Origin of the sequence: Petrotoga sp. 8T1HF07.NaAc.6.1 (genome assembly GCF_016772115.1) — a bacterium.
In the GTDB taxonomy this organism is placed as follows: domain Bacteria; phylum Thermotogota; class Thermotogae; order Petrotogales; family Petrotogaceae; genus Petrotoga; species Petrotoga mobilis.
The window spans coordinates 123,941-144,893 of sequence record NZ_AUPG01000002.1; the positions used below are offsets into that span (position 1 = coordinate 123,941).

Annotated in this window: 19 protein-coding genes; 11 read left to right on the forward strand and 8 right to left on the reverse strand. The window is 32.7% G+C overall.

Annotated features, from left to right (window positions below; all coding sequences use genetic code 11):
- Nucleotides 1-9: 9 nt before the first annotated feature.
- From NAAC61_RS02110 to NAAC61_RS02140, 7 genes are all read right to left on the reverse strand, one after another.
- A complete protein-coding gene (locus NAAC61_RS02110) occupies nucleotides 10-2,826 on the reverse strand; it encodes a hypothetical protein (protein ID WP_202695184.1) in 2,817 nt (938 codons plus the stop codon).
- Nucleotides 2,827-2,862: 36 nt separating this feature from the next.
- Nucleotides 2,863-4,653, reverse strand: a complete 1,791-nt coding sequence (locus NAAC61_RS02115) for a tetratricopeptide repeat protein (RefSeq protein ID WP_012208251.1) — start codon at nucleotides 4,651-4,653, stop codon at nucleotides 2,863-2,865.
- 502 nt (nucleotides 4,654-5,155) lie between these two features.
- Nucleotides 5,156-5,512 (reverse strand): hypothetical protein, encoded by a 357-nt coding sequence (locus tag NAAC61_RS02120; protein WP_012208249.1) that lies wholly within the window; start codon nucleotides 5,510-5,512, stop codon nucleotides 5,156-5,158.
- 24 nt (nucleotides 5,513-5,536) lie between these two features.
- On the reverse strand, nucleotides 5,537-6,664 hold the full coding sequence (gene tgt / locus NAAC61_RS02125) for a tRNA guanosine(34) transglycosylase Tgt (protein WP_012208248.1): 1,128 nt from the start codon (nucleotides 6,662-6,664) through the stop codon (nucleotides 5,537-5,539).
- Nucleotides 6,664-7,245, reverse strand: a complete 582-nt coding sequence (locus NAAC61_RS02130) for a cyclodeaminase/cyclohydrolase family protein (RefSeq protein ID WP_012208247.1) — start codon at nucleotides 7,243-7,245, stop codon at nucleotides 6,664-6,666. The genes tgt and NAAC61_RS02130 overlap by 1 nt, the downstream gene beginning before the upstream one ends.
- A 185-nt stretch (nucleotides 7,246-7,430) precedes the next feature.
- Entirely contained in the window at nucleotides 7,431-8,504 is a 1,074-nt protein-coding gene (locus tag NAAC61_RS02135; protein ID WP_103898142.1) for a M24 family metallopeptidase, read from the reverse strand.
- Nucleotides 8,505-8,624: 120 nt separating this feature from the next.
- Entirely contained in the window at nucleotides 8,625-9,275 is a 651-nt protein-coding gene (locus NAAC61_RS02140) for a peroxiredoxin (protein ID WP_012208245.1), read from the reverse strand.
- A 259-nt stretch (nucleotides 9,276-9,534) separates the two neighbouring features.
- Here NAAC61_RS02140 and NAAC61_RS02145 point away from each other — a divergent pair, with 259 nt between their 5' ends.
- The 7 genes from NAAC61_RS02145 to NAAC61_RS02175 are packed head-to-tail and all read left to right on the forward strand — an operon-like array spanning nucleotide 9,535 to nucleotide 14,803.
- Complete coding sequence (locus NAAC61_RS02145) at nucleotides 9,535-9,804, forward strand: flagellar biosynthesis anti-sigma factor FlgM (protein WP_012208244.1); 270 nt, start codon at nucleotides 9,535-9,537, stop codon at nucleotides 9,802-9,804.
- Nucleotides 9,805-9,809: 5 nt separating this feature from the next.
- Nucleotides 9,810-10,307, forward strand: a complete 498-nt coding sequence (gene flgN / locus NAAC61_RS02150) for a flagellar export chaperone FlgN (protein WP_103064564.1) — start codon at nucleotides 9,810-9,812, stop codon at nucleotides 10,305-10,307.
- 10 nt (nucleotides 10,308-10,317) lie between these two features.
- The gene (flgK, locus tag NAAC61_RS02155; protein ID WP_237729720.1) at nucleotides 10,318-12,711 is read left to right on the forward strand and encodes a flagellar hook-associated protein FlgK; all 2,394 of its coding nucleotides are present in this window, start codon (nucleotides 10,318-10,320) and stop codon (nucleotides 12,709-12,711) included.
- A gap of 42 nt (nucleotides 12,712-12,753) precedes the next feature.
- A complete protein-coding gene (flgL, locus tag NAAC61_RS02160) occupies nucleotides 12,754-13,650 on the forward strand; it encodes a flagellar hook-associated protein FlgL (RefSeq protein WP_202695186.1) in 897 nt (298 codons plus the stop codon).
- 17 nt (nucleotides 13,651-13,667) lie between these two features.
- Nucleotides 13,668-14,141 (forward strand): flagellar assembly protein FliW, encoded by a 474-nt coding sequence (gene fliW / locus NAAC61_RS02165; protein WP_103064561.1) that lies wholly within the window; start codon nucleotides 13,668-13,670, stop codon nucleotides 14,139-14,141.
- Between the two features lie 2 nt (nucleotides 14,142-14,143).
- On the forward strand, nucleotides 14,144-14,410 hold the full coding sequence (locus tag NAAC61_RS02170; RefSeq protein ID WP_103064560.1) for a carbon storage regulator: 267 nt from the start codon (nucleotides 14,144-14,146) through the stop codon (nucleotides 14,408-14,410).
- A gap of 24 nt (nucleotides 14,411-14,434) precedes the next feature.
- Nucleotides 14,435-14,803 carry a cupin domain-containing protein gene (locus NAAC61_RS02175; protein WP_103064559.1) on the forward strand — a complete coding sequence of 123 codons (369 nt, stop codon included), beginning with the start codon at nucleotides 14,435-14,437 and terminating at the stop codon, nucleotides 14,801-14,803.
- A gap of 62 nt (nucleotides 14,804-14,865) precedes the next feature.
- Here NAAC61_RS02175 and NAAC61_RS02180 read toward each other — a convergent pair whose 3' ends face one another.
- Entirely contained in the window at nucleotides 14,866-15,330 is a 465-nt protein-coding gene (locus NAAC61_RS02180; RefSeq protein WP_121959861.1) for a chemotaxis protein CheW, read from the reverse strand.
- A gap of 181 nt (nucleotides 15,331-15,511) precedes the next feature.
- Here NAAC61_RS02180 and NAAC61_RS02185 point away from each other — a divergent pair, with 181 nt between their 5' ends.
- The 4 genes from NAAC61_RS02185 to NAAC61_RS02200 are packed head-to-tail and all read left to right on the forward strand — an operon-like array spanning nucleotide 15,512 to nucleotide 20,952.
- Nucleotides 15,512-17,323 carry a DUF5074 domain-containing protein gene (locus NAAC61_RS02185; protein ID WP_202695187.1) on the forward strand — a complete coding sequence of 604 codons (1,812 nt, stop codon included), beginning with the start codon at nucleotides 15,512-15,514 and terminating at the stop codon, nucleotides 17,321-17,323.
- Between the two features lie 44 nt (nucleotides 17,324-17,367).
- Complete coding sequence (fdhF, locus tag NAAC61_RS02190; protein WP_202695188.1) at nucleotides 17,368-20,121, forward strand: formate dehydrogenase subunit alpha; 2,754 nt, start codon at nucleotides 17,368-17,370, stop codon at nucleotides 20,119-20,121.
- Nucleotides 20,087-20,680, forward strand: coding sequence for a molybdenum cofactor guanylyltransferase (locus NAAC61_RS02195; RefSeq protein ID WP_202695189.1), 594 nt, complete (start codon nucleotides 20,087-20,089; stop codon nucleotides 20,678-20,680). Before fdhF ends, NAAC61_RS02195 begins: the two co-directional genes overlap by 35 nt.
- Complete coding sequence (locus NAAC61_RS02200) at nucleotides 20,677-20,952, forward strand: MoaD family protein (protein WP_202695190.1); 276 nt, start codon at nucleotides 20,677-20,679, stop codon at nucleotides 20,950-20,952. Before NAAC61_RS02195 ends, NAAC61_RS02200 begins: the two co-directional genes overlap by 4 nt.
- The last annotated feature ends 1 nt before the right edge of the window (nucleotide 20,953 follow it).

Sequence of the window (20,953 nt, forward strand, 5' to 3'; positions counted from 1 at the left end):
AGGGGAAAATTATAATATATCTATTATTAAGGCGATATTATTTATCCCATTGATGGTGGTATTTCCAAAAATATAGATAGAATTTTGATTTTCGGGCTTTGATATACTGATTATTTCAAAATCATAATCGAGAGTGTAAGTGTTTAACTTTTCGAATTTTTCCTCTTCGAAATTTACCTCGTAGATGATTCCGGCTTTTTTCCCATTTTCAATACTGTAACCATATGCTAGATATTTTCCATCTATTATAGTAAAGCCTAAAAATTTATTCGATCCTTCTAACGGAAATTCAAAAGAATCTCCAAATCCATTTAATTCATCTACTTCTAAAATTCCGTAACTCATAGGTGTTGAAGTAGTTTCGAATAATACGTAGTATTTTCTACCGTCTTTGATAACCCCTACGGGGATGTTGTCGTTAGAATCACCGTAGACGTTAGACCATTTCATATTTCCATAGTAATCAATTTTTAAAACGTATATATCAAAACCACCTGCACCAAAGGACCTTGAGGCTCCAAAAACCATGAAACCTTGATCTTGAGAGTTTTTTATATCCAAAGCAATCTCTACATCGTTGCCACCAAAGTTATTAGTCCAGATTCTAGTTCCATCGTTTAAATACTTTGAAACGAATATATCTGATAATTTTTTGTTGATGAATAAATTTCCAGTGACTGCGTAACTATTTTCGTCAATGTTTGTAATACTTATACCGCTGTCTCTACCAATATCCCCGTAATCTATTTGGTAATTAACGCTGCCATCTTCAGTCAAAGAGACAATGTAAGCATTACCGTTTAAGCCGTAAGAAAGGGTATCGCCAACGTAGATTATATTCTTAGTGTTATCGGTAGAATCTTTAGTGAGTATGGCATCTCTAAAAAAGTCTGTATTTTGTGCATATAACGACGTTTCGTTTAAAATATTTCCATATGGATCCATTTTCCATGTTTTTGCATCCCAATTGTCATTTTTGCCTTCATAACCATATAGGTAAAAGTTTTCTCCATCGTACAAACTTCCGTAGATATATTCATCAAAACTTTTAGAGAATATTTTAGTTAGTTCTGTCGCTTCAGCCGTTGATGGCGTAGGTTCAACAGTTATATCAACAGGAGTAGAAGGTGCCGTAATATCTTCTTCTTCTAATGGTTCTGGTATTGTGATTTGAGTAGGTTCGGGCGTTGTCTCCGTTGCCTGAGGTGTTGATGGAGTAGGTTCAACGGTTATATCAATAGGAGTAGAAGGGGTCGTAATAACTTCTTCTACTGGCTCAGGTACTGTGATTTGAGTAGGTTCGGCTGTTATCTCCGTAGCCTGGGGCGTTGATGGCGTAGGTTCAACGGTTACATCAATAGGAGTAGAAGGAACGGTAATAGTTTCTTCTACTGGCTCTGGTACCGTGATTTGTGTGGGTTCAGGCGTTATTTCCGTTACCTGGGGCGTAATGGGGGTAGCTTGGACAGTTACTGTTGATGGAGGTGCCACTATTTCTTCGATTGGTTGAGGTAAAGACATTTTTTCTTTGATGTATCGAGTAAAATAGTATTGAGAATCGAAATCATCATAAAATATTAAAAATCGAGTTAAAAAGTCTTTTACCCCTACCATTAAACCTTTGTCGTATACTAAGGGTTCATTGATTATTTGGAATTTATTAATGGTTGAATAATTCCAGACTAAATTCCCTTCCAAATTGAAGGATTTAATACTTTCTCCTACTAATATGAATCTATCTTTGTTAACAGGGACAAAATAATTGAAATTTTCTTCATATGTGAAAGTTCTGATTAAATTTAATTCAGAATCATAAAAGTTAAGATTTTTTGAACCGGATAATAGAACTATTTTGTCGTAATATGTGTATATCTTTCTTTGATATCTTTGAGTTTCAATTTGAAAGTCGAGTTGTGACATTTTTTGCAGGTTGGTGTCTAAGAGTATAATGTTATTATTAGTCAATATGGGGAATAAAGTCATATTTTGAATTTCAAGATAGTCGAAATCGAAAGTTTTATCGTTAAAATCATAACTTTCAACGGCCTCAAAATTACTATTCATTTTAACAAATTTATCCTCAGTTAAAAGATAGATATATCCATCTTTTACTAAGGCTTTTTGAATATTGTTGAAATCGATTTGTTTTTGTATTTGGAAATCGTCGCTTATCGAAAAGATTTCATTTTCACTGTAAAAGATATTTTCTCCTGCTAAACCTTTAATCTTAACGTTTAATTGTGCCTTTTTTTCTAAAGAATGGTCAAGTACAAAAGTTTCGCTTTGAGTAACTAGAAAAACAGCGTTACTTGTCAAGAATCCATCTTCAATATTTTGTTCAAAATCAACCGTTTTTACTATAACTTTATTGGCATTCATTAATTCAACTTTGTTTTTCGATATGCCCAGGAAGTTATCATCTAAAGGAAGAATTTTATCAAACTCTTCAAATATGATAATATATGCATCCCCAGCACGTAAACTTCTTGTAGTAAATTTAGCGGTTTTACTGGAGTACACGTTTCCATCCTGATCAACTCCTTCTACTTTCCAGTAATAAGTTGTTTCAGGCTTTAAGACGTCTCCCGTATAAAAGTTTGAAAAAATATTTTCCAATTTCAAATCTTTTTCGTCTATATTGGCATCTTCAGAGATATAGATCTTATATCTAAGCTCTTTTCCTTCTGCGTCTATGGTTTGCCATCTAAAAGAAGTTCTTATATCGACGTTTTGGGCATTCTCTTGTGGGGAGAGAATATTTATATTCAAAGCAAAAGTAATAGTGGAAAATAAAATCACTACAAATATTATTAAATAATTTTTCATGTAGCACCTCTAAAAAATTTATTTTTGGTATGGAATTTACTGCAAAAAAGAGTTGGAAATCGAGTTAAGATTCTGTATGAATAAAGATAAAATTTTTGTGTTATGATCTTTGAATTTGACTGAAGTTATTTCTTCGGCTGTAGTTTGTATTCTAGACATGGACAAAAAAACTTTTAGAGCATCTTTAAAGTTATTTATTTTAAAATCTACTATCGAGTCGAAATCCATCAAATGTTCTTCGTAATTAGCAAATATTTGGGCAAAAGTAAAAGACATATCTTTGATTTCTTCCACATTTTCTTGAATAAAGTGCTCTAAGGGTAACGATTCTCCTAAGATTCGATCTTGGTAGAATCTTAAGAGTAATCTACCGAAAGCTAACCCATCACCGTCTTTCCAAAGAAACTGTGATATAGTTGTTGCTACCCTTTCCGATAGGCCGTAATTAAAGCCAGAAAGAAGTAGGCCGTTTGTGAGTAATTCAACACCATCTGGATATGACTTTGACTCTATTGAACTCTCTTTTAACCAGCTAATGAATGGACGTTCTATTCCTTTAGCTACCAGATGCTCCGACAAAGTAAAAGGGTCGATGTTGCCAAATTCGTCTATACTTTCAAATATTGAGTCAGAGATATTTTTATCTGTAAAATCTTCAAGTTTGGAGATGTAAAAATCTAATCTATCTAATTTATCTATTAGTAGAGTAAAACTTGATACGGATTCTCCTAATAATATCTCTTTCACTTTTTCTACTCTACCTTGGGATAATTCGAACAATACTTTGAAATTAACAGCAGCTTCGTGAAAGTCAGAATTCAAATTTAAAATTTCAAAATATTTTTCCACTTGTTCTTCGTCTTCTATTATTACATAGAGTTTTAATAAAGTTAAAACAATAAGGTCTTTATTTTCTTCTGAAGCTAATTTTAAAGCTTTTTCCTCTGTTTCAATTGCTTGTAAGTATCTTCCCATGTTTTTATATTCCAAAGCTAATTCGTGAAGTATATAATCTGTTTCATTCAAAGAGGCGGCTTTTTCTAAAGCTTTTATTGATTCGTTGTGGTTTCCTAATCTAGCCAATGAATGAGCATCGTTATAATAAATTTCATATCTATTGCTATCTATTTCTAAAGCTTTTTGGTGGACTTTGTGTGCATCTTTATAGCGTTGAAGCATATTCAGAGCAACACCCAATCTTTCATAGGCAGGAACGAATTTTTCATCAATTTCTATGCATTTTTGTAGAAGGGGTATAGCTTCTTCAAATCTGCCATTTTCCATGTATACATCTGCCATTTTCAGAAACCCTAACGTAAAGTCCTTTTCAAGTTCGACGGATTTAGAATAATATTCTATTGCTTCGTCGTATACATTTCTTTCATACATAAGATTACCGAGTTCATAATAACCATATGCAAAATTTGGCTTTTCTTTTATTGATTGTTTTAAATGTAACTCTGCCAGTTCAAGATTTCCTAATTTTTTGTAGTATAATCCAGTATAAAAATGCAATCGATAATCGGGGTAAGTTTTACCTGCCTTATCTAAAAATTCCTTAGCCTTTTCAAAATCTGAATCGTTGAGGGATTTTTTAAAAGCTTCATAATAATAATAAACCAAGTAAGATAAGTAATATCGATTGTTTTTATCTATATCAATTTGAGCTTCTAATCCTCTAATAATTATGTCCAAAGGTATTTTATTGGTTTTTCTTGCTTTTTGAAAATCTTCCACTAAAATAGGTAATTTTACAGGGAGATTATTCAACTTTGCATAATTGGGATCAATATTCAGGTAAACTATAGCATATTTTACTTCTTTCAAAAGAAACGCACCTCTTCATACTTTTTTAAACTAATTGAAAGCCTTATATTTGAAGGCAAAAAAAAAGAGAACCACAAACGGCACCTAAATAACTTGCAACCATGTCTAAATGGCTATATGTATGATAAATACTGAATTTTTGAAAATATTCTGTTAGTAAGGGAACTAAAAAGAAAAAAAATCAAAAAAAGTATAAAATAAGATCTTTTACTTTTTTTGAAAAAAGCCATAAAGAAAAAATCGGCACCCAAAAAATACGAAACAAAATGAACTATTTTGTCTTCTCCTTTGAAACTACTATAATTAATTATGGGTTTGGAAACCGATAGATATATAATAAAAACTATGTATAAAAGGAATAAAGCTTTCCAAAACATATCTTTTATTTTAGTTATATCTTTATTTTTATCATCCATTTGATTACCTTTCTCTAATTTTATTTATAACTTATAAACCTGGGGATGCTGCCCCAGGTTTGACAAATTTTTTTTAACTCTATTTTTCATTCCATTCTAAATGTTTCGGTTCTATCATGATCTTCAATTATATGTTTATATCTAGCGTAGGCAGCTTTAGCCATTTTTTCTAAAATGCTTGGAAGATCACTATCAGTCCAATCTTCAACTAAAAAATTCATCAGTTCTTTTTTTAATTTAAAATAAGGCTCTTTATCTGGATCGAATTCTATATAACTTTCTATAAGTTTTCTATCTAAGTTATCTTCTCCATAAATGTTTTCTAGTAACTTGCTTACACTTTCTGAAAAAAGACTGGGGATCTCTTGGAATTTTTTGGTAAGGTCTAATTTGTTTTGATATAAAGGTTTTATTTCATTGTAGTACTTTATAAACGATTTCACTGGGGATCCCTCCTTTCTAGTGCTTTAATTAGTTAAAGAATATGTTGAACTGCTAAAAAATTCATCTTTAAAAAATTTAAATTCGTCATTTTCTATAGCTTCTCTCATTTTCTCTACCAGAGAAATGTTGAATCGCAGATTGTGAATGCTTAAAAGGATTTTCCCGAGTACCTCATCTTTTTTAAAAAGATGGTGTATGTAACCACGTGAATGATTTTTACATGTATAACAATCACATTTTTCATCAATAGGTTTTTGATCAAATTTAACCTCTGAGGATTTTAAGTTTAGTTTTCCTTTCCAGGTTAATGCTGTTCCGTGTCTTCCCATTCTTGTTGGTAAGACGCAATCGAACATATCCAAACCGTTTTCTACAGATAAAAACATCATAGTGGGAGAACCTATCCCCATTATGTATCTTGGTTTGTTTTCAGGTAATTTATTTCCAAAAGCTTTTAAAATCTTTTCAGAATCTTGGTATTTTTCTCCTACGGCTAATCCTCCTAAGGCATAACCATCGAAATCTAAAGAGGTTATCTGAGACAAACTGAGATTTCTTAAATCTTCAAAGAGGCCTCCTTGAACTATACCGAATAATGCCTGTCCGTTGCTATTATGATATCGTTTGGATCTTAAAGCCCAATTAAAAGTTTTTTGCACACTATCTTTTACAGCATCGTACCCAGACAAGGAGTTTATACATACATCTAAAACCATTGCAATATCTGATCCAATTACTTTTTGTATATCCAAAGATTTCTCGGGAGTTAACTCTATTTGAGAACCATCCAGTGGAGATTTGAAAATTACTTTTTCATCAGTTAATCTAGTGTTTGGTAAGGAAAATACCTGAAACCCTCCGCTATCTGTCAAAATCGGCTTCTCCCAGTTCATGAAGTTATGAAGACCTTGAAAATGCTCAAGAACCTCTAAGCCTGGTCTTAAGTAAAGATGAAAAGCATTAGCTAATATTATCTCAGTATTGATATCGTTTAATAACGAGTTAGTTAAAGTTTTTACGGTTGCATTCGTACCTACAGGCATAAAAACTGGTGTTTCAATAGTGCCATGTTTTGTGACGATTCGCCCACGCCTAGCCCCAGTGTATCTATCAATATGAATTAATTCAAATTTTATAGGTGAATCATCCATTAATTTTTTATTTCCTCCTTCAAATCCTTTAACAAGGAATCCGCTTCATTCTTGAACTCTATTGTATCATTTAAAAGGTTTTGTCTTACTTTTTCCTCTTTTATTTTTTCTAAATTTGCTTCAACAGAAATAATGGCGGAATTCAACGTTGCCCATGCTAAATAACAAGTGATTTTTGCTTCTGGTTTTAGTACGGGGTTGCCATATTTGTACAAGGTAAAGCAATTTTTTAGAATGTTATAAGATGATTTTGCCATGTTGAAAGAAAATATGGCGGCACCTGTTAAAGATTTGTCCTTATCTTTTCCTTCCATGACATTCTGGATCCTTTCTGAATATTTAGAAGACTCTTCAGCGTATTCCATAAGTTTTTCTTTGATGTCTATAAGATTTTCTAAAGCTACTTCTAGCGTATTTTCATAATCCTTGTCATTTTCATTGGAGATAGTGTAATTTGCAACCATGTAACCCAGTGCAGACGCTAAAGCCCCTACTAAAGCTGTGACAGTTTCTCCAGCCGAAGCTGGATCTGTGGATGAAATTTTATTTAAAATTTCCTCAAAAGTCATATTTTTATACATTCATCCACCTCCTATCTCAAAAAAATTGAAGTATCTGTACTTTTATTATACCATACTTTTAGGATTGTTAAGTGTGAAAGAAAATCAAAATGAGTTCAGCGAAGCGGAGGGTACTAACTAAATTAGTGAAAAAAGACTCTAGTTTCAATTAGTAGCAAAGAATTGATCGAAAGCATAAGAAGTGATTAAATTACCAAGAAATCTTTTGGATACCTATTTAATACTTCACAACCATTATCAGTCACCAAAACCAGATCTTCTATTCTTACTCCGCCGACACCAGGTAAATAGATTCCCGGTTCTATTGAAAAGATCATGCCAGGTGTTAGAATTTCTTCGCTATTTGAAGATATGTAAGGTTTTTCATGAATCTCTATTCCTACCCCATGCCCTGTTCGATGAGTAAAGTACTTTCCATATCCTTTGCTTTCTATATAATTACGCGCGGTAGCATCAATTTCAGACGCCTTAGGGCCAGGTTTTATTTTTTCAATAGCTTTTAAATTGGCTTCTAAAACTATATGATAAATATTTTTCAAGGTTTCAATAGGTTTGCCAAAAAAGACTGTTCTTGTCATATCTGAACAATAATAATTTTTTATGCAACCCATGTCTAGTAATACGACATCTCCATCTTTTAACTTTGCATTAGTAGGCATATGATGAGGATTAGCAGTATTCTGACCGTATCCTACTATAGGTTCAAAAGAAACACCATCGGCTCCTTCTCTTTCGAAAATATTTTTGATGGCTTTGGCTAAGTATTTTTCTGGAAGCATCTCTGATACTAGGTCTATAACCTTTTCCATAGCTGAGTCATTTAATAAAGAAGAAGACCTCATTAACGCTATTTCATCAACATCTTTTACCATCCTTAATTCACTAATTATTGGAGAAAGCTGTTTTAAAGATAAATCTTTAATAATATCCATTAAACCTAAAAGAAAACGGGTTTCCCAACTTCCATCTATGCCTATAGGTTTATCTTTTTCAATAAGAGAAGATAAAATTTTAAGGGGATCTTCTGAATCAGAATATTTGATTAAATTTTCTTCTTCAACAGTATTTACCGGGAACAATTCGTTGACTAGCAATTTAACTTCGCCAGAAGTATTTACGAATAATACCAATAACCTTTCTCCAGGTTCAAACCACTCATTCAGAAAATAGTAAAGAGAAGGTGGTGAGGATATTATTGCCTGATAAATATTATTTTTTGCCATCTTATTGAGAAGTTTTTCTATTCTATCTTTACGCAACCTTCAAAGCGCCTCCCATGAATAGTGTCTAATTTCATTCGATTTATATTCATAATTGTATCATAAAAAAGTAGGAAGTAGATAATATCTTATCTACTTCCTACTAGCTGGGGTTTAGTATTATTCTTTAACTTCTTTAACCTTTAGCCACCAATCGTATCCTTCTTCGGCTGACGTTTTTCTCTTCATTGCTTCAGCATAAGTTGATGCTGGTGGAATTATTACTTTACTTCCAAATATCGAGTTTTCGGGCCAATTGGCTGGGGTTACTACCTTGTTTTTGTCTGCCAATTGTAAAGCTCTTACAGCTCGGTATATTTCCTCGATGTATCTTCCAACCTCAGAAGGATAGTACATGATCAATCTAATGGTTCCTTCAGGATCTAAGATGAAAACTGCTCTAACAGTTGCGGAACCTTTTTCGGGGTCTACCATTCCCAATCTTGAGGCTACTCTTCCCATTGTATCAGCTATTATAGGGAAAGTAATTTCTACTCCAAGGTTATCTTTGATCCATTCCATCCATTTGATATGTGAATGAACGGCATCAACAGAAAGTCCTAAAAGTTCCGTGTTGATCTTTTTGAAATCTTCATGCTTTTTTGCAAATTCAACAAATTCTGTTGTACAAACAGGTGTAAAATCTCCTGGATGGCTGAAGAGCACCAACCATTTTCCTTTGTAGTCTTTTGGTAGTTCTTTTGCACCGTCCGTTGTTAATACTTTCATTTCAGGAAACTTTTCTCCAATTAAAGGAATCCTTCCTTCCATATTTACCTACCTCCTATTTGATGATTTTTTATTTATGAAATATCTATTTTTAGGTCTGTCTAAAAAAATTATATACCTAAAAAATAGAAAAGTCAAGTAAAAAAATAAATAAAATTTTTAAATTTATATTTCTTTATTATTGCTACAAAGGTATAAAAGTCTTTGGAAAAAAATAATTTTGCTACAAACTTCTAATGTTATAATAATTGTGGACGATAATACATATGAAATTCAAATTGTTGAAAGGAGGGACTAAATTATGGATATCAACAATATCAATCCTGCTGATGGTAATAATTTAGATAAAATAAATCGAAAAAGGCTTGATAAGGATTTTATTAAGAGGCAGGTAAAATCTGAAAACCTAGAAAGTGCAAATAGGATTACAGGAGAATCAAAGAAGTATATAGAACTATCAAGTAAGATACCAGAAATTCGACAAGAACTGGTATCGAAATTGAAGGAATCTATTGAAAATGGCTCGTATAATATCAATGTAGACCAAATTGTAAACAAAATGTTTGAGTGAAGTAGGTGACCAACATTAGTAATGATTTAGAAGCGATAAAAAAAGTATTAAAGGAAGAGAACGTTAGTTTAATAGAGTTAAAAAAATCTTTTTATAACCTTAGGGAAAGCTTAGTAAAAAAAGCATCTATCGAAGAGATTAATTCAACCCTTTTGACGATTGAAAAATTAGCAAGTAACTTTAAAAAAATAGAAGGTTTAAGAGCACAGTTAATATCGAAAATATGTTTGGAAGAAAGAATACAGAACAAATTAGAATCGATTATTGATTATTTTTCAAAGAATGATTATGAAATTGCACTTCTCTTTTCAGAACTAGTTAAAAATTTAAAGGAGTTAGTGAGTGAAATCGATCTTTTAAGTAACATCATTTCATTTCAATCTAACTTGAACAATTTTATATATCAAATTTTGAATCCTGAATCGATTACGAACAGCAAAACTTACTCTCAAAAGGGTAGTAGATTGAACAAAGATTTAACTTCAAGAAGTTGGAGGGGTTAGCGTGTGTGCAATGACTTTGAACGGCCTATTGAACACGGGTTTACTAGGAGTTTATACCAATAAAATCGCTATGAGCGTTGTCGCCCATAATATTTCTAATTCTAATACCCAGGGCTTTTCTAGGCAAAGTCCTGTTATTGTGACTACCAACCCTATTAATTTAACAACGATAGGGAGTGGGGGAGCAGCTTTATCTTTTGGAACTGGTTCTACGGTAAGCGATATTCAACGAGTGAGAGACGAATTTTTAGATTTGCAATTTCGAGAAACTTCTTCTCGTTTGAATTATTGGGAAAATATATATTCTAATGTGCATTATATTGAACAATTGTTTGGTGAACCTGGAGAAACGGGTTTGAGAAATATGTATGATTCTTACTGGGCATCAATCGAGGAGTTGAAAACTGATCCATCAAATGAAGCCGCTAAAACTCAGGTTGTATCTCGAGCGGAAGAATTAGTTAACACCATGAAAGATCTTAACTATAGGTTAGAAGAATTAAAAAATGATATAAACAATGAAATAAAGCTCAGAATAGACGAAATAAACGGTTATTTGAAAAGGATTGCCGATTTAAATCAAAAGATACTCACATCAAGTTCAATGAGTGGTTCCCCTAATGATTTGCTTGATGAGAGGGATAGATTGTTGGATAAACTTTCAGAACTTTCCAATATAAGAATAACAAGTCATTCAAATGGTCAAATTTCTTTGAGTATGGGGGATAAAGTAGTTTTAAATGGAAGTAGTTATCAAGAGATAAGATCCTTAACCATTGCAGAAACAAACGATGCCTATTATGCCTATGTAGGCAGTAATTTGTTGACTTTTAACGATGGAAAAATGTCTGCACTTTTTGAATTGAGAGATGAAATCATCCCTTCTTATCAACAACAACTCGATGAGTTTGGTTTGTATTTAGTAGATACAACTAATCTTATTTATAAAGAAGGGTGGGATTCAACAGGAACTATAACAGGGGCCAACTTTTTTGCTGATATAAGTACCAAAAGAGGTTTTGAAAATTCAAGATTTTTCAGGATAGCAGGAAATTCGGACGTATTCCATCCAGACGAAATTAAGCACGTCACGAGTTTAAGCAGTTTTTATAGTGATCCTTCAATTGATTTAAATAATTTCGATCTTTACACTGTAGATGCTGCAGCTTTGCCTTTTCATTATAACGATAACAATTCAATAAAATATGATTCAACAAATAATGCTATTTATTTTGATGATACTTCTGGTTTTCAAGACAAATTACTAGTTGATATAGAAGGAGATTTTCTCAGGGAATACGGTTTTCCTACTAAAGAAATTAAGGCATACAAAATAGATTCTGCAAAAGTTATACCTGGTAACCTTGAATTTGAAATGTCCGGTGCTAATTATAATATAAATTTTTCTAATGCTGTAGATTTAGTATCAAATATAAACAGCGGTTCTGGAGGTTACTTGAAAGCAGAAGAAATTGATGGATTTATATACATATTCCCCACAACGAAAATTCCAAATGCAGACTTGGATACCATCGTTTTAAACGACATAGATGGGTCTCTTTCACAAATGGAAGCACAAAAAGTTACATTGGATGTCTTAGATACTTCACAACCTACTTTGAATAATTTATTAGGTTCAAATGAAAAAATAGAAATGAGTATAAATGGAATAAAAATCGAGATTAACCCTCTTAAAGACACTGTTTATGACTTGGTTGATAAAATCAATGCCACAAACACGGGGGTTACCGCTTCTGTTACTCCACATGGTTCATTTGTGTTGAGAGCTGGAAATCTAATAGATTTTGACTTAAAGAACGTTACTATAAAGGGTCCCGAAAAATTATTCAATGCTTTAGGATTTATCGAAGATGATTCTAACAATATCGTTACACTGATTTCTCCAGATATAAGCCCTGAACAAATAGATGAAAAGTTTTCTAAAGCGGATCTTTTACGAATTGATAAGGAATTAGGAATAGTCAATCAAATTTCTGTATCGTCTAACTTAAAAGAGAACCCTTCTTTACTTGCTACCGATTTGGGTTATTATGATATTAATTATTCTCCCACTGGTGCAGGAAACGTTAGTGTATGGGATGAAATATCCAAGATGTATGATAATTCCGTATTAGATAATGGAAGGGTTGGTTTTTCAAACTTTTTGGGAAATATTGTTACAGATATAGGAGTTAAGGGAGAAACCGCGGATAAAATGAGGCTAAACAGTGAAATGTTGAATAGTGAAATCAGCCTTGAAAAAGAAAGGGTGATGGGTGTTTCTATCGACGAGGAGATGACTAATCTTGTGAAATATCAGCAGGCTTTTAATGCTTCTGCCAGGGTTATCACAGCGGTCAATCAAATGATGGAGACGGTTATTAACAACTTGGGTGTTGTATAATAGAGTGAATAGTACTTGTTTGGTTGGTGAGGAGGTAAAAACATGAGAATCACTGAAAATCTTTTAAGTAGTAGAACACTTAACGATATTCAAGATGTTTTAAGGAAATACAGTGATTTAAATTCTCAATTAACTTCAGGAAAGAAAGTTCGATACCCATCAGATAATGCAGCTGTTGCGACAAGGATTTCCGATTTAGATAGCCGATTGAGGGAAATTGAACGTTATAAAACTAATGTGGAAACAGCCCAAAATTATGTGAATATGTATGATACAGCATTACAGGAAGTGAGCTCGATATATCTTAGAGTTAAAGAGCTTGCAGTTAGAGGAGCAAATGATACATTAACTAAAGAGGATAAGGTAGCTATATCAGAAGAACTTAACAAGATAAATACGCAACTAGTTTCTATAGCAAATACAGAAATTTCTGGAAACTATGTGTTTGGGGGAGCTAAAAACAATCAAAAAGTTGTAGAAATAGATGGTAGTGGGGATTTTAAAATAACAGTACCATCACAAGCGAATATCAGGCAGAAGATTTCCGTTGGCGGGCAAGGTATAGAATACGGTAAAACAGTTTATGATGTTTTTGTAACCGATAGTGGTGCGTCTATTTTTGGTATAGTCAAAAGACTATCCCAAGCTATAGAATCGGGAGATAATACTTCAATCCAAAATGAGTTAGGAAATATTGAAGAAATACAAGGTAAAACGTTAAAGAATTTAGCCGAAGTTGGTGCCACTCAAAGAGTTTTAGAAATGACTTCAAATAGAATGGAGGACTTCAATACTTTTTCGACTGAATTTTTATCCAACGAAGCTGATGCGGATATCGCTCAAGTTGTCATGGAATTGGCAATGCAGCAAAATGTTTTACAAGCCGCTTTAAAAGCTGCTGGTAATATTATTCCCCCAACCTTGGCAGATTTTCTATAAGGAGGTTTTCCAAAATTATGATAAAAGAATATGAAACGAAGTTGGGAAGTGTGAAGATAGATACTGAGCGAACGATAATTTTTGAGTATGGTATTCCTGGTTTCGAAGATCTTAAACAGTTTGTTTTGCTGGAACCGGAAGATACTTATCCCATCATGTGGTTAGCTTCGTTAGAAGATAAGAAAGTAGCTTTTCCTGTTACTTTTCCTCAACTTATAAGAAACGATTATCAGTTTGCTCTTCCTCAAGATTTAACAGAATACTTGGAATTAGAGAAATCAGAAGATGCTATAATACTAAGTATTTTGACTATACCTGAAAAAGAAGATGAAATAACTATAAATTTAGCTGCTCCAATTATTATTTCGCAAAAAAATCATAAAGGGGTACAATATTTAATTGAAAATGAAGAATACAAAATTAGACATCTTTTGAAAGAAGAATTGGAAAGAAGTAATGCTATACTGTCTGTTCAAAAAGATGGTGAATAGATTTGTTGATATTATCTAGAAAAATAGGAGAATCCATCGTAATACAAGTAGGAAATAGAAAAATAAAACTCATTATGGTTGAACAAGATAATGGAAGTATAAAAATCGGTTTTGAGGCACCTAAAGATATAAAAATTTATCGTGAAGAAGTGTATGAAGAAATTGTAAAGCAAAATAAAGCCTCATTGGAGAGCGATGTTAACAGATTGGGAAAAATAAAGACCAGTATCCCAAAACTAGTAACAAAAGATAAAAAACAAAATACTTAGATACAAGGGAGGAAAAAATCGAATATGTCGCAGGAAAAAGCAATAATAGGTAAAGCAAAGGAAGTTAAACCTTTAATAATAAATAATGAAATGACTAAAGATGTTGAAAAAAGAATATTAATAGGGAAGAGTAATTATGGAGCGCCTAATTTTGTTATGAGGCTATTCACTGTTAAACCAGGTGGATATTCTCCTAAACACTCTCATAGATGGGAACATGAAATATTTATAGTTAAAGGTAAGGCAGAAGTTTATGATGGAGAAAAATACAATACAGTTGAAGCTGGAAGTTTTGTTTACGTCCCTGGAGGCATAGAGCACCAATTGAAGAACGCAGGAGATGAAGATTTAGAATTTATTTGTGTTATTCCAACATCTGCAGATGAAGAATGAATTTTTCATAAAAAAGTGGCGTAATAAATATATCGCCACTTTTTATGCTTTTTGAAAGCAGGTTAATTATTAATAACTTCGTCTATAGCTATCTTTTCTTCCTCAGTCAACAGTTTATCTATATCTAATATTACTAACATACCATCTTCTAAACGTGCTATGCCACTTATAAAATCAGCTCCGCGCATTCCACCTATATTAGGTTTTTCGTTTATTAAATTAGGGTCGATACTTCTTACGTTTTTTACATCGTCAACCATTATTCCCACACGTCTTTGATCGATTTTTAAAACTATTACTTTAGCGTGAGATCTGTCTTCAAAGTCGGACATTTTAAATTTTCTTCTCAGGTTGATGATAGGTAAAACTTCTTCATTGCGATAATTTATTACACCTTCGAAATAGTCAGAAGCATTTGGTAATTTAGTGGTCTCTTCATACTCAATTACGGCATCCACATTCATAATATCGAGGCCAAACTTTTCTTTACCAATGTTGAATGTGACTATTTTCAACTCGGATGGCATTTTTACTCCCCCTTTTTAAAATCAAAATTTTGTTTCTAAAATGGTTAGTTATAATTCAATAAATTTCTAAAAAATTATATCATAAAAGTATTTAGAAAAAAAGTTGTCTCTGGGCTAAAGAATATACGAAAAAAATTATGTTATAATTATATTAAAATTATAACATATTGGGGTGTAACCCGTGCGCAAAATTATTAAGAATTATACTATTTTAGGCTTTTTAATTGTTTTAATTTTGATAATGACTTCGGTTGTAATATTTTACATCCAAATTGCAAAAGAAAGGTCTGTTCAGGGGAGTAGTACTCAAGTAGAAGAGGTTACTAATCCGATTGTTCAAGAAAAAATTCCTATTTCAACAGTAAATGCCAAATACGGAGTAATAATAGGAGGTTACGAAGGATTTTATGTTTTCGATGTTGAAAAGAAAGAAATAATTGCTTCAGTAACAACCGGTAGTTATGTTAACGATGCTCAAATTTATGAAGATTATCTTTATCTTGTTGACAGAGAGGGATTGAAAATTTATGATTTTTCAGATCCCCAAAAAGTAACTTTATTAAACTCTTACTCCACATTTGGTGATTCTTTATCCGTTGCAACGAATGGAGAATTATTATTTGTTGCGGATGGTGAAAATGGCTTGATAAGCTTCGATTTGAAAGATAAGGTGTATATAAGATTGAAAGAACATATTCGTTTACGGGGCATGGTAACCCAAGTTGAAATGTTTGAAAAGTATTTATTTGTTATTGGTCCAGGTTTAGGGATGAAGATTTATGAAGTCAAAGAAGATCGAACAGTTGAAGAAATTAATCATTATGATCAGTTGGTTTCACCTAGAATGATTAGTTTGAGTAAGGATTTTTTTGTAGTGAACGACGATTTAATGGGTATACAAATATTTGAAACAAAAGATTTGACCACGACAAAAAAACATGATGTGAAACCATTGTATATATGGGATGAAGATGCTTTTTCTATACATTTAGCAGATGATTTGCTTTATTTTTCTACGAATAACGGTGTATATAAAAGAAGTTTGGAATCATTAGAAACTCAAGAAATTATTACTGGACAATTTTCTAGACCAAATATTATGATAAATGACGGGTATATATACTTAACGAATAACGAAGACGGGCTGTATATTTATGACCTAAATACTAAAAAATTACTTAAGTATATTAATACAGTTGACTCAATTGATGAGTTTGTCACATTAGAATCAGGAGTATTAATTGATGAGGGTGGAAAGATAGTTTATATAGATAAACAAAAAGAAAAGTTATGGGAGAAAAGATATATTGGGGATTTGATAAAAGGCGAGAAGGGCTTTTACGAACTCAATGAAAATGTAGTTAATTTCTATGATGCTACGAATACAATTACCAAAAGTTTTCCTGAAAACATTGTAGGTATAAAAGAAACACAAGAAGGTGTATTCGTTATTGCCCAAGAGAATATATATTCTTTCTTTGATGGAACAAAGGTGTTTGTAGGAATGGCTCAAGATATAGAAATTATTGATAACTTTGCGTATATAGCTGAGGAAGATAAGATAACAGAGTTTAACTTTTTAACGGGAAAGAGTAGTTTTAAATTTTATTCCAAAGATCATATTGAACAAATTCATTCAATTTCTGATGGATTTATCCTTTTAACAGAAAAAGGGGTATTTAGGACAGACGTAAATTTTAACATTATCGATTATTTTAGCTTTGATTATTCGCCCGATATAATTGCTCTGAATGATAAATATATATTTTATTCTATAGGCTCTCAATTGGCGATCGTTGATCTGTCAAATTTTGATTTAAATAGAATCATAGATTTAGATCTTCCAATTTTAAGTATGGATTGTAAAAATGGATATCTTTATATTTCTTACTCTTCAAAAGGAATAACGAGATATAATATTACAGATAAACTTCAACTAGTAGATGAAGAAGTTGTTGTAAATATTTTCACCGCTAAGAATATGATTTTTTGATATTGAATTTTTCGTAAATTTAATAATGAAAGGGGTCTTATGTTTTGGTAGTTACTATAAATCATAATGATTACGAAGCTGAACCAGGCCAAACTATACTCCAGGTTGCAAAACAAAACGGTATCTATATTCCTACCATATGTCATAGTCCACATTTATCCGATGTAGGTTCTTGTAGAATGTGTTTGGTAGAATTGGAAAATAATCGTAAATTAGTTGCCTCTTGTGTTACACCAGTAACTGATGGGATGAAGGTTTTAACGGATAGTGAACGGGTTATCGAGGCTAGAAAGACGGTTGTAGATTTACTAGTTTCTGATCATCCAATGGATTGTATGACATGTGAAGCTAATGGAAACTGTGTCCTTCAGGATTTAGCTTACGAATATGGAATTAAAGAATCCACCTTCGGAACAAAGAAACTCCCACGTTTTGAGATAAAAGCTCAGAATGAATTTATACAGCTTGATCCAGACAAATGCATACTTTGTGGTAAATGTGTACGAACATGTAAAGAGATTCAAATGTGTAACGCATTGGATTTTGTCAATAGAGGTTTTGAAACTAAAGTTAGCCCTCCATTTGATGAAGATCTGGGAGGGAAAGATTCTCCATGCGTCTTTTGTGGGCAATGCGTTGAAATGTGCCCAACAGGGGCTCTTACTTATATTCCTTCCAAAGGGAAGGGGCGTTATTACGAATTTAATAAAACTATAACGACCTGTCCTTACTGTGGGGTTGGTTGTCAATTGGAATTAAGAACCAAAAACAATAAAATAATTCAAGTTGGTTCGGTTTACAACGAAAACTCTCCAAACCCCCATGGAGAAAGCTGTGTGAAAGGCCGTTTTGGTTATGATTTTGTCAATCACACGGATAGATTGACTGACCCTTTGATAAAGAGAAATGGACATTTTGAAAAAGTTAGTTGGGAAGAAGCATTAGATTATGTTGCAGAAAAACTATTGAATATAAGAGGAAAGTATGGAAGTGATTCAATAGGTGGGTTGAGCTCAGCAAAATGTACAAATGAAGAAAACTATATTATGCAGAAATTTATGAGGGCAGTAATTGGTACAAATTCTGTAGATCACTGTGCCAGACTTTGTCATGCCTCCACTGTTGTTGGATTAGGGATGGCATTTGGTTCGGGAGCCATGACCAACTCTATATCAGAAATAGAGGGAAGTGATGTAATATTTGTTATAGGTTCAAATCCAATGGAGAATCATCCGGTAATTGGAAGCAAGATAAAAAAGGCGAAGAAAAACGGGACCCATTTAATAGTAGCAGATCCTCGGAAGATAGAACTTTCTGAAATTGCTGACATTTCATTACATCACAAGCCTGGAACAGATGTGGCTTTAATAAATGGAATGATGAATGTTATCGTCCAGGAAGGGTTACTTGATAAAAAATTCATTGAAGAAAGAACGGAAGGATTTGAAAGTTATATAAAAGTAATAGAAGGTTATACACCATCTAAAGTATCCCAGATTACAGGTGTGCCAGCAGATAAGATAATCGAAGCTGCAAAAATGTTTGGTTTAGCCGAAAAAGCAGCAATATATTTTGCAATGGGAATAACTCAACATAAATACGGAACTAACAACGTACTTTCTCTTACGAATCTTGCACTCTTAACTGGGAACGTTGGTTTTGAAAGCACAGGAGTCAATCCATTAAGGGGACAAAACAACGTGCAAGGTGCTTGTGATGTAGGGGCTTTACCTGATGTTTATCCTGGTTATCAAAAAGTCAGTGATCCCAAAATTAAAGAAAAGTTTGAGAATTATTGGGGTGTAAAATTAACTGATAGAGAAGGATTGACTTTAACAGAAATGTTTGAAGAAGCTGGTAAAAAGATAAAGGCTCTCTACATAATGGGTGAGAATCCTTTTTTGTCTGATCCAGATCAAGACCATGTTAAAAAAGCTCTAGAAAGTTTGGATTTTTTAATAGTGCAGGATATATTCTTGACTGAAACTGCACAATTTGCAGATGTAGTTTTGCCAGCGGCGTCGTTTGCTGAAAAAGAGGGTACGTTTACAAATACCGAACGACGCATACAAAGGGTGAGAAAAGCGGTCAACTCTCCTGGAAGGGCTAAAGCAGATTGGGAGATATTAACTAAATTGGCTAATAAAATGGGTTATGAAATGAAATATAATTCTCCTTCTGAAATTATGGATGAGATCGCACAAGTATCAAAATTATACGGCGGAATAAGTTATGAAAGATTGGAAAAAGGTGGTTTGCAATGGCCTTGCCCTGATGTTAATCATCCAGGTACAAAATATTTGCATAAGGATGGTTTTTCTCGTGGGAAAGGTAAATTTTTTCCAGTTGAATTTGCTCCTCCAGAAAAAGAAGCTGATGAAAAGTACAATTTTATATTAATGACGGGAAGAATGTTATACCATTTCCATACGGGAACTATGACCAGGCGATCCTATCCTATTGACAAGCATGAACCAGACTCCTATGTTGAAATAAATATAGAAGATGCAAGAAAATTGGGGATCAAAGATAAAGATAGAGTTAGGATAACTTCGTCTCAAGGAACGGTTGAAACCTATGCAAAAGTTGGAGAAAGAGTTAAATCTGGTCAACTTTTCATGCCTTTTCACTATGCGGAAAGTCCAGCAAATAAACTTACCAATCGTGTTTATGATTTAAAAGCAAAGATACCTGAATTAAAAATAACCCCAGTTAAATTGGAAAAAGTTGAAAAAAGAGTTTCACAAAGAGAGGTTTTAATTGATGAACGCTTTACTTCTATCAGGAGGCAAGAGTAGCAGATTTGGAACTAATAAAGCAATGGAAACAATTAACGGGAAACCTTTGATAGAACAGATCGTTGAAGGTCTGCAAAATGCATTTGAAAAAGTATACATAATAGGGAACGTCAAAGAGTATGTTTTTTTGCAAGATGTAGTTTTTTGTGAGGACATCATACCAAATAAAGGTCCATTAGGAGGTTTGCTTACTGGTTTAACCTGTTCTGATAGCGAGTACAATTTTTTGACAGCCTGTGATATGCCTTTTTTGACAAATGAATTTTTTGAATTTGTAAACTTACAGAAGAAAGATTATGACGTTCTTGTGCCCGAGTATAATTCTTACCTTGAGCCACTTGCCGCTGTTTATAGCAAAAAATGTTTGCCTTTTATCAATGCTTCACTAAAAAATGATCAATTAAAGTTGAAGAGTTTTTTCCCCAAAGTAAAGGTTAGAATAATAAAAGAAACCATTATAAGAGAAATTGGAGAACCCGAAAAACTGTTTTTCAATATAAATTATAAGGAAGATATTGAAAAAATGGAAATGAATATGGAAAGGAGTGAAAAGATTTGAAAATAAAATTCTTTTCCCTTATAAAGTTTGATTTGAACAAGGATGAAGTTGATTATCAATTATCAGGCTCAAAATCCGTTAAAGAAATAATAAAATTATTGGATCGTGAGTTCGATAATTATTTTAATAGAAAACTACTAAAAGATGGAGAACTTAAAAGCGGTACGATTATATTATTAAATGGAAGAAATATTCTCCATTTACAAGGTCTGGATACGTTGGTAGAAAATAAAGACGAAATAACGATCTTTCCACCTTCTGGAGGAGGATGAA

Excerpts from the sequence above, each read along its gene's own strand:
- fliW (WP_103064561.1), top strand. The coding sequence starts at position 13,668 with ATGATAAAAGAATATGAAACGAAGTTGGGAAGTGTGAAGATAGATACT.
- NAAC61_RS02195 (WP_202695189.1), top strand. The coding sequence starts at position 20,087 with ATGAACGCTTTACTTCTATCAGGAGGCAAGAGTAGCAGATTTGGAACT.
- NAAC61_RS02145 (WP_012208244.1), top strand. The coding sequence starts at position 9,535 with ATGGATATCAACAATATCAATCCTGCTGATGGTAATAATTTAGATAAA.
- NAAC61_RS02140 (WP_012208245.1), bottom strand. The coding sequence starts at position 9,275 with ATGGAAGGAAGGATTCCTTTAATTGGAGAAAAGTTTCCTGAAATGAAA.
- NAAC61_RS02130 (WP_012208247.1), bottom strand. The coding sequence starts at position 7,245 with ATGTATAAAAATATGACTTTTGAGGAAATTTTAAATAAAATTTCATCC.
- NAAC61_RS02110 (WP_202695184.1), bottom strand. The coding sequence starts at position 2,826 with ATGAAAAATTATTTAATAATATTTGTAGTGATTTTATTTTCCACTATT.
- NAAC61_RS02175 (WP_103064559.1), top strand. The coding sequence starts at position 14,435 with ATGTCGCAGGAAAAAGCAATAATAGGTAAAGCAAAGGAAGTTAAACCT.
- NAAC61_RS02180 (WP_121959861.1), bottom strand. The coding sequence starts at position 15,330 with ATGCCATCCGAGTTGAAAATAGTCACATTCAACATTGGTAAAGAAAAG.
- flgL (WP_202695186.1), top strand. The coding sequence starts at position 12,754 with ATGAGAATCACTGAAAATCTTTTAAGTAGTAGAACACTTAACGATATT.
- flgK (WP_237729720.1), top strand. The coding sequence starts at position 10,318 with ATGACTTTGAACGGCCTATTGAACACGGGTTTACTAGGAGTTTATACC.
- tgt (WP_012208248.1), bottom strand. The coding sequence starts at position 6,664 with ATGGATGATTCACCTATAAAATTTGAATTAATTCATATTGATAGATAC.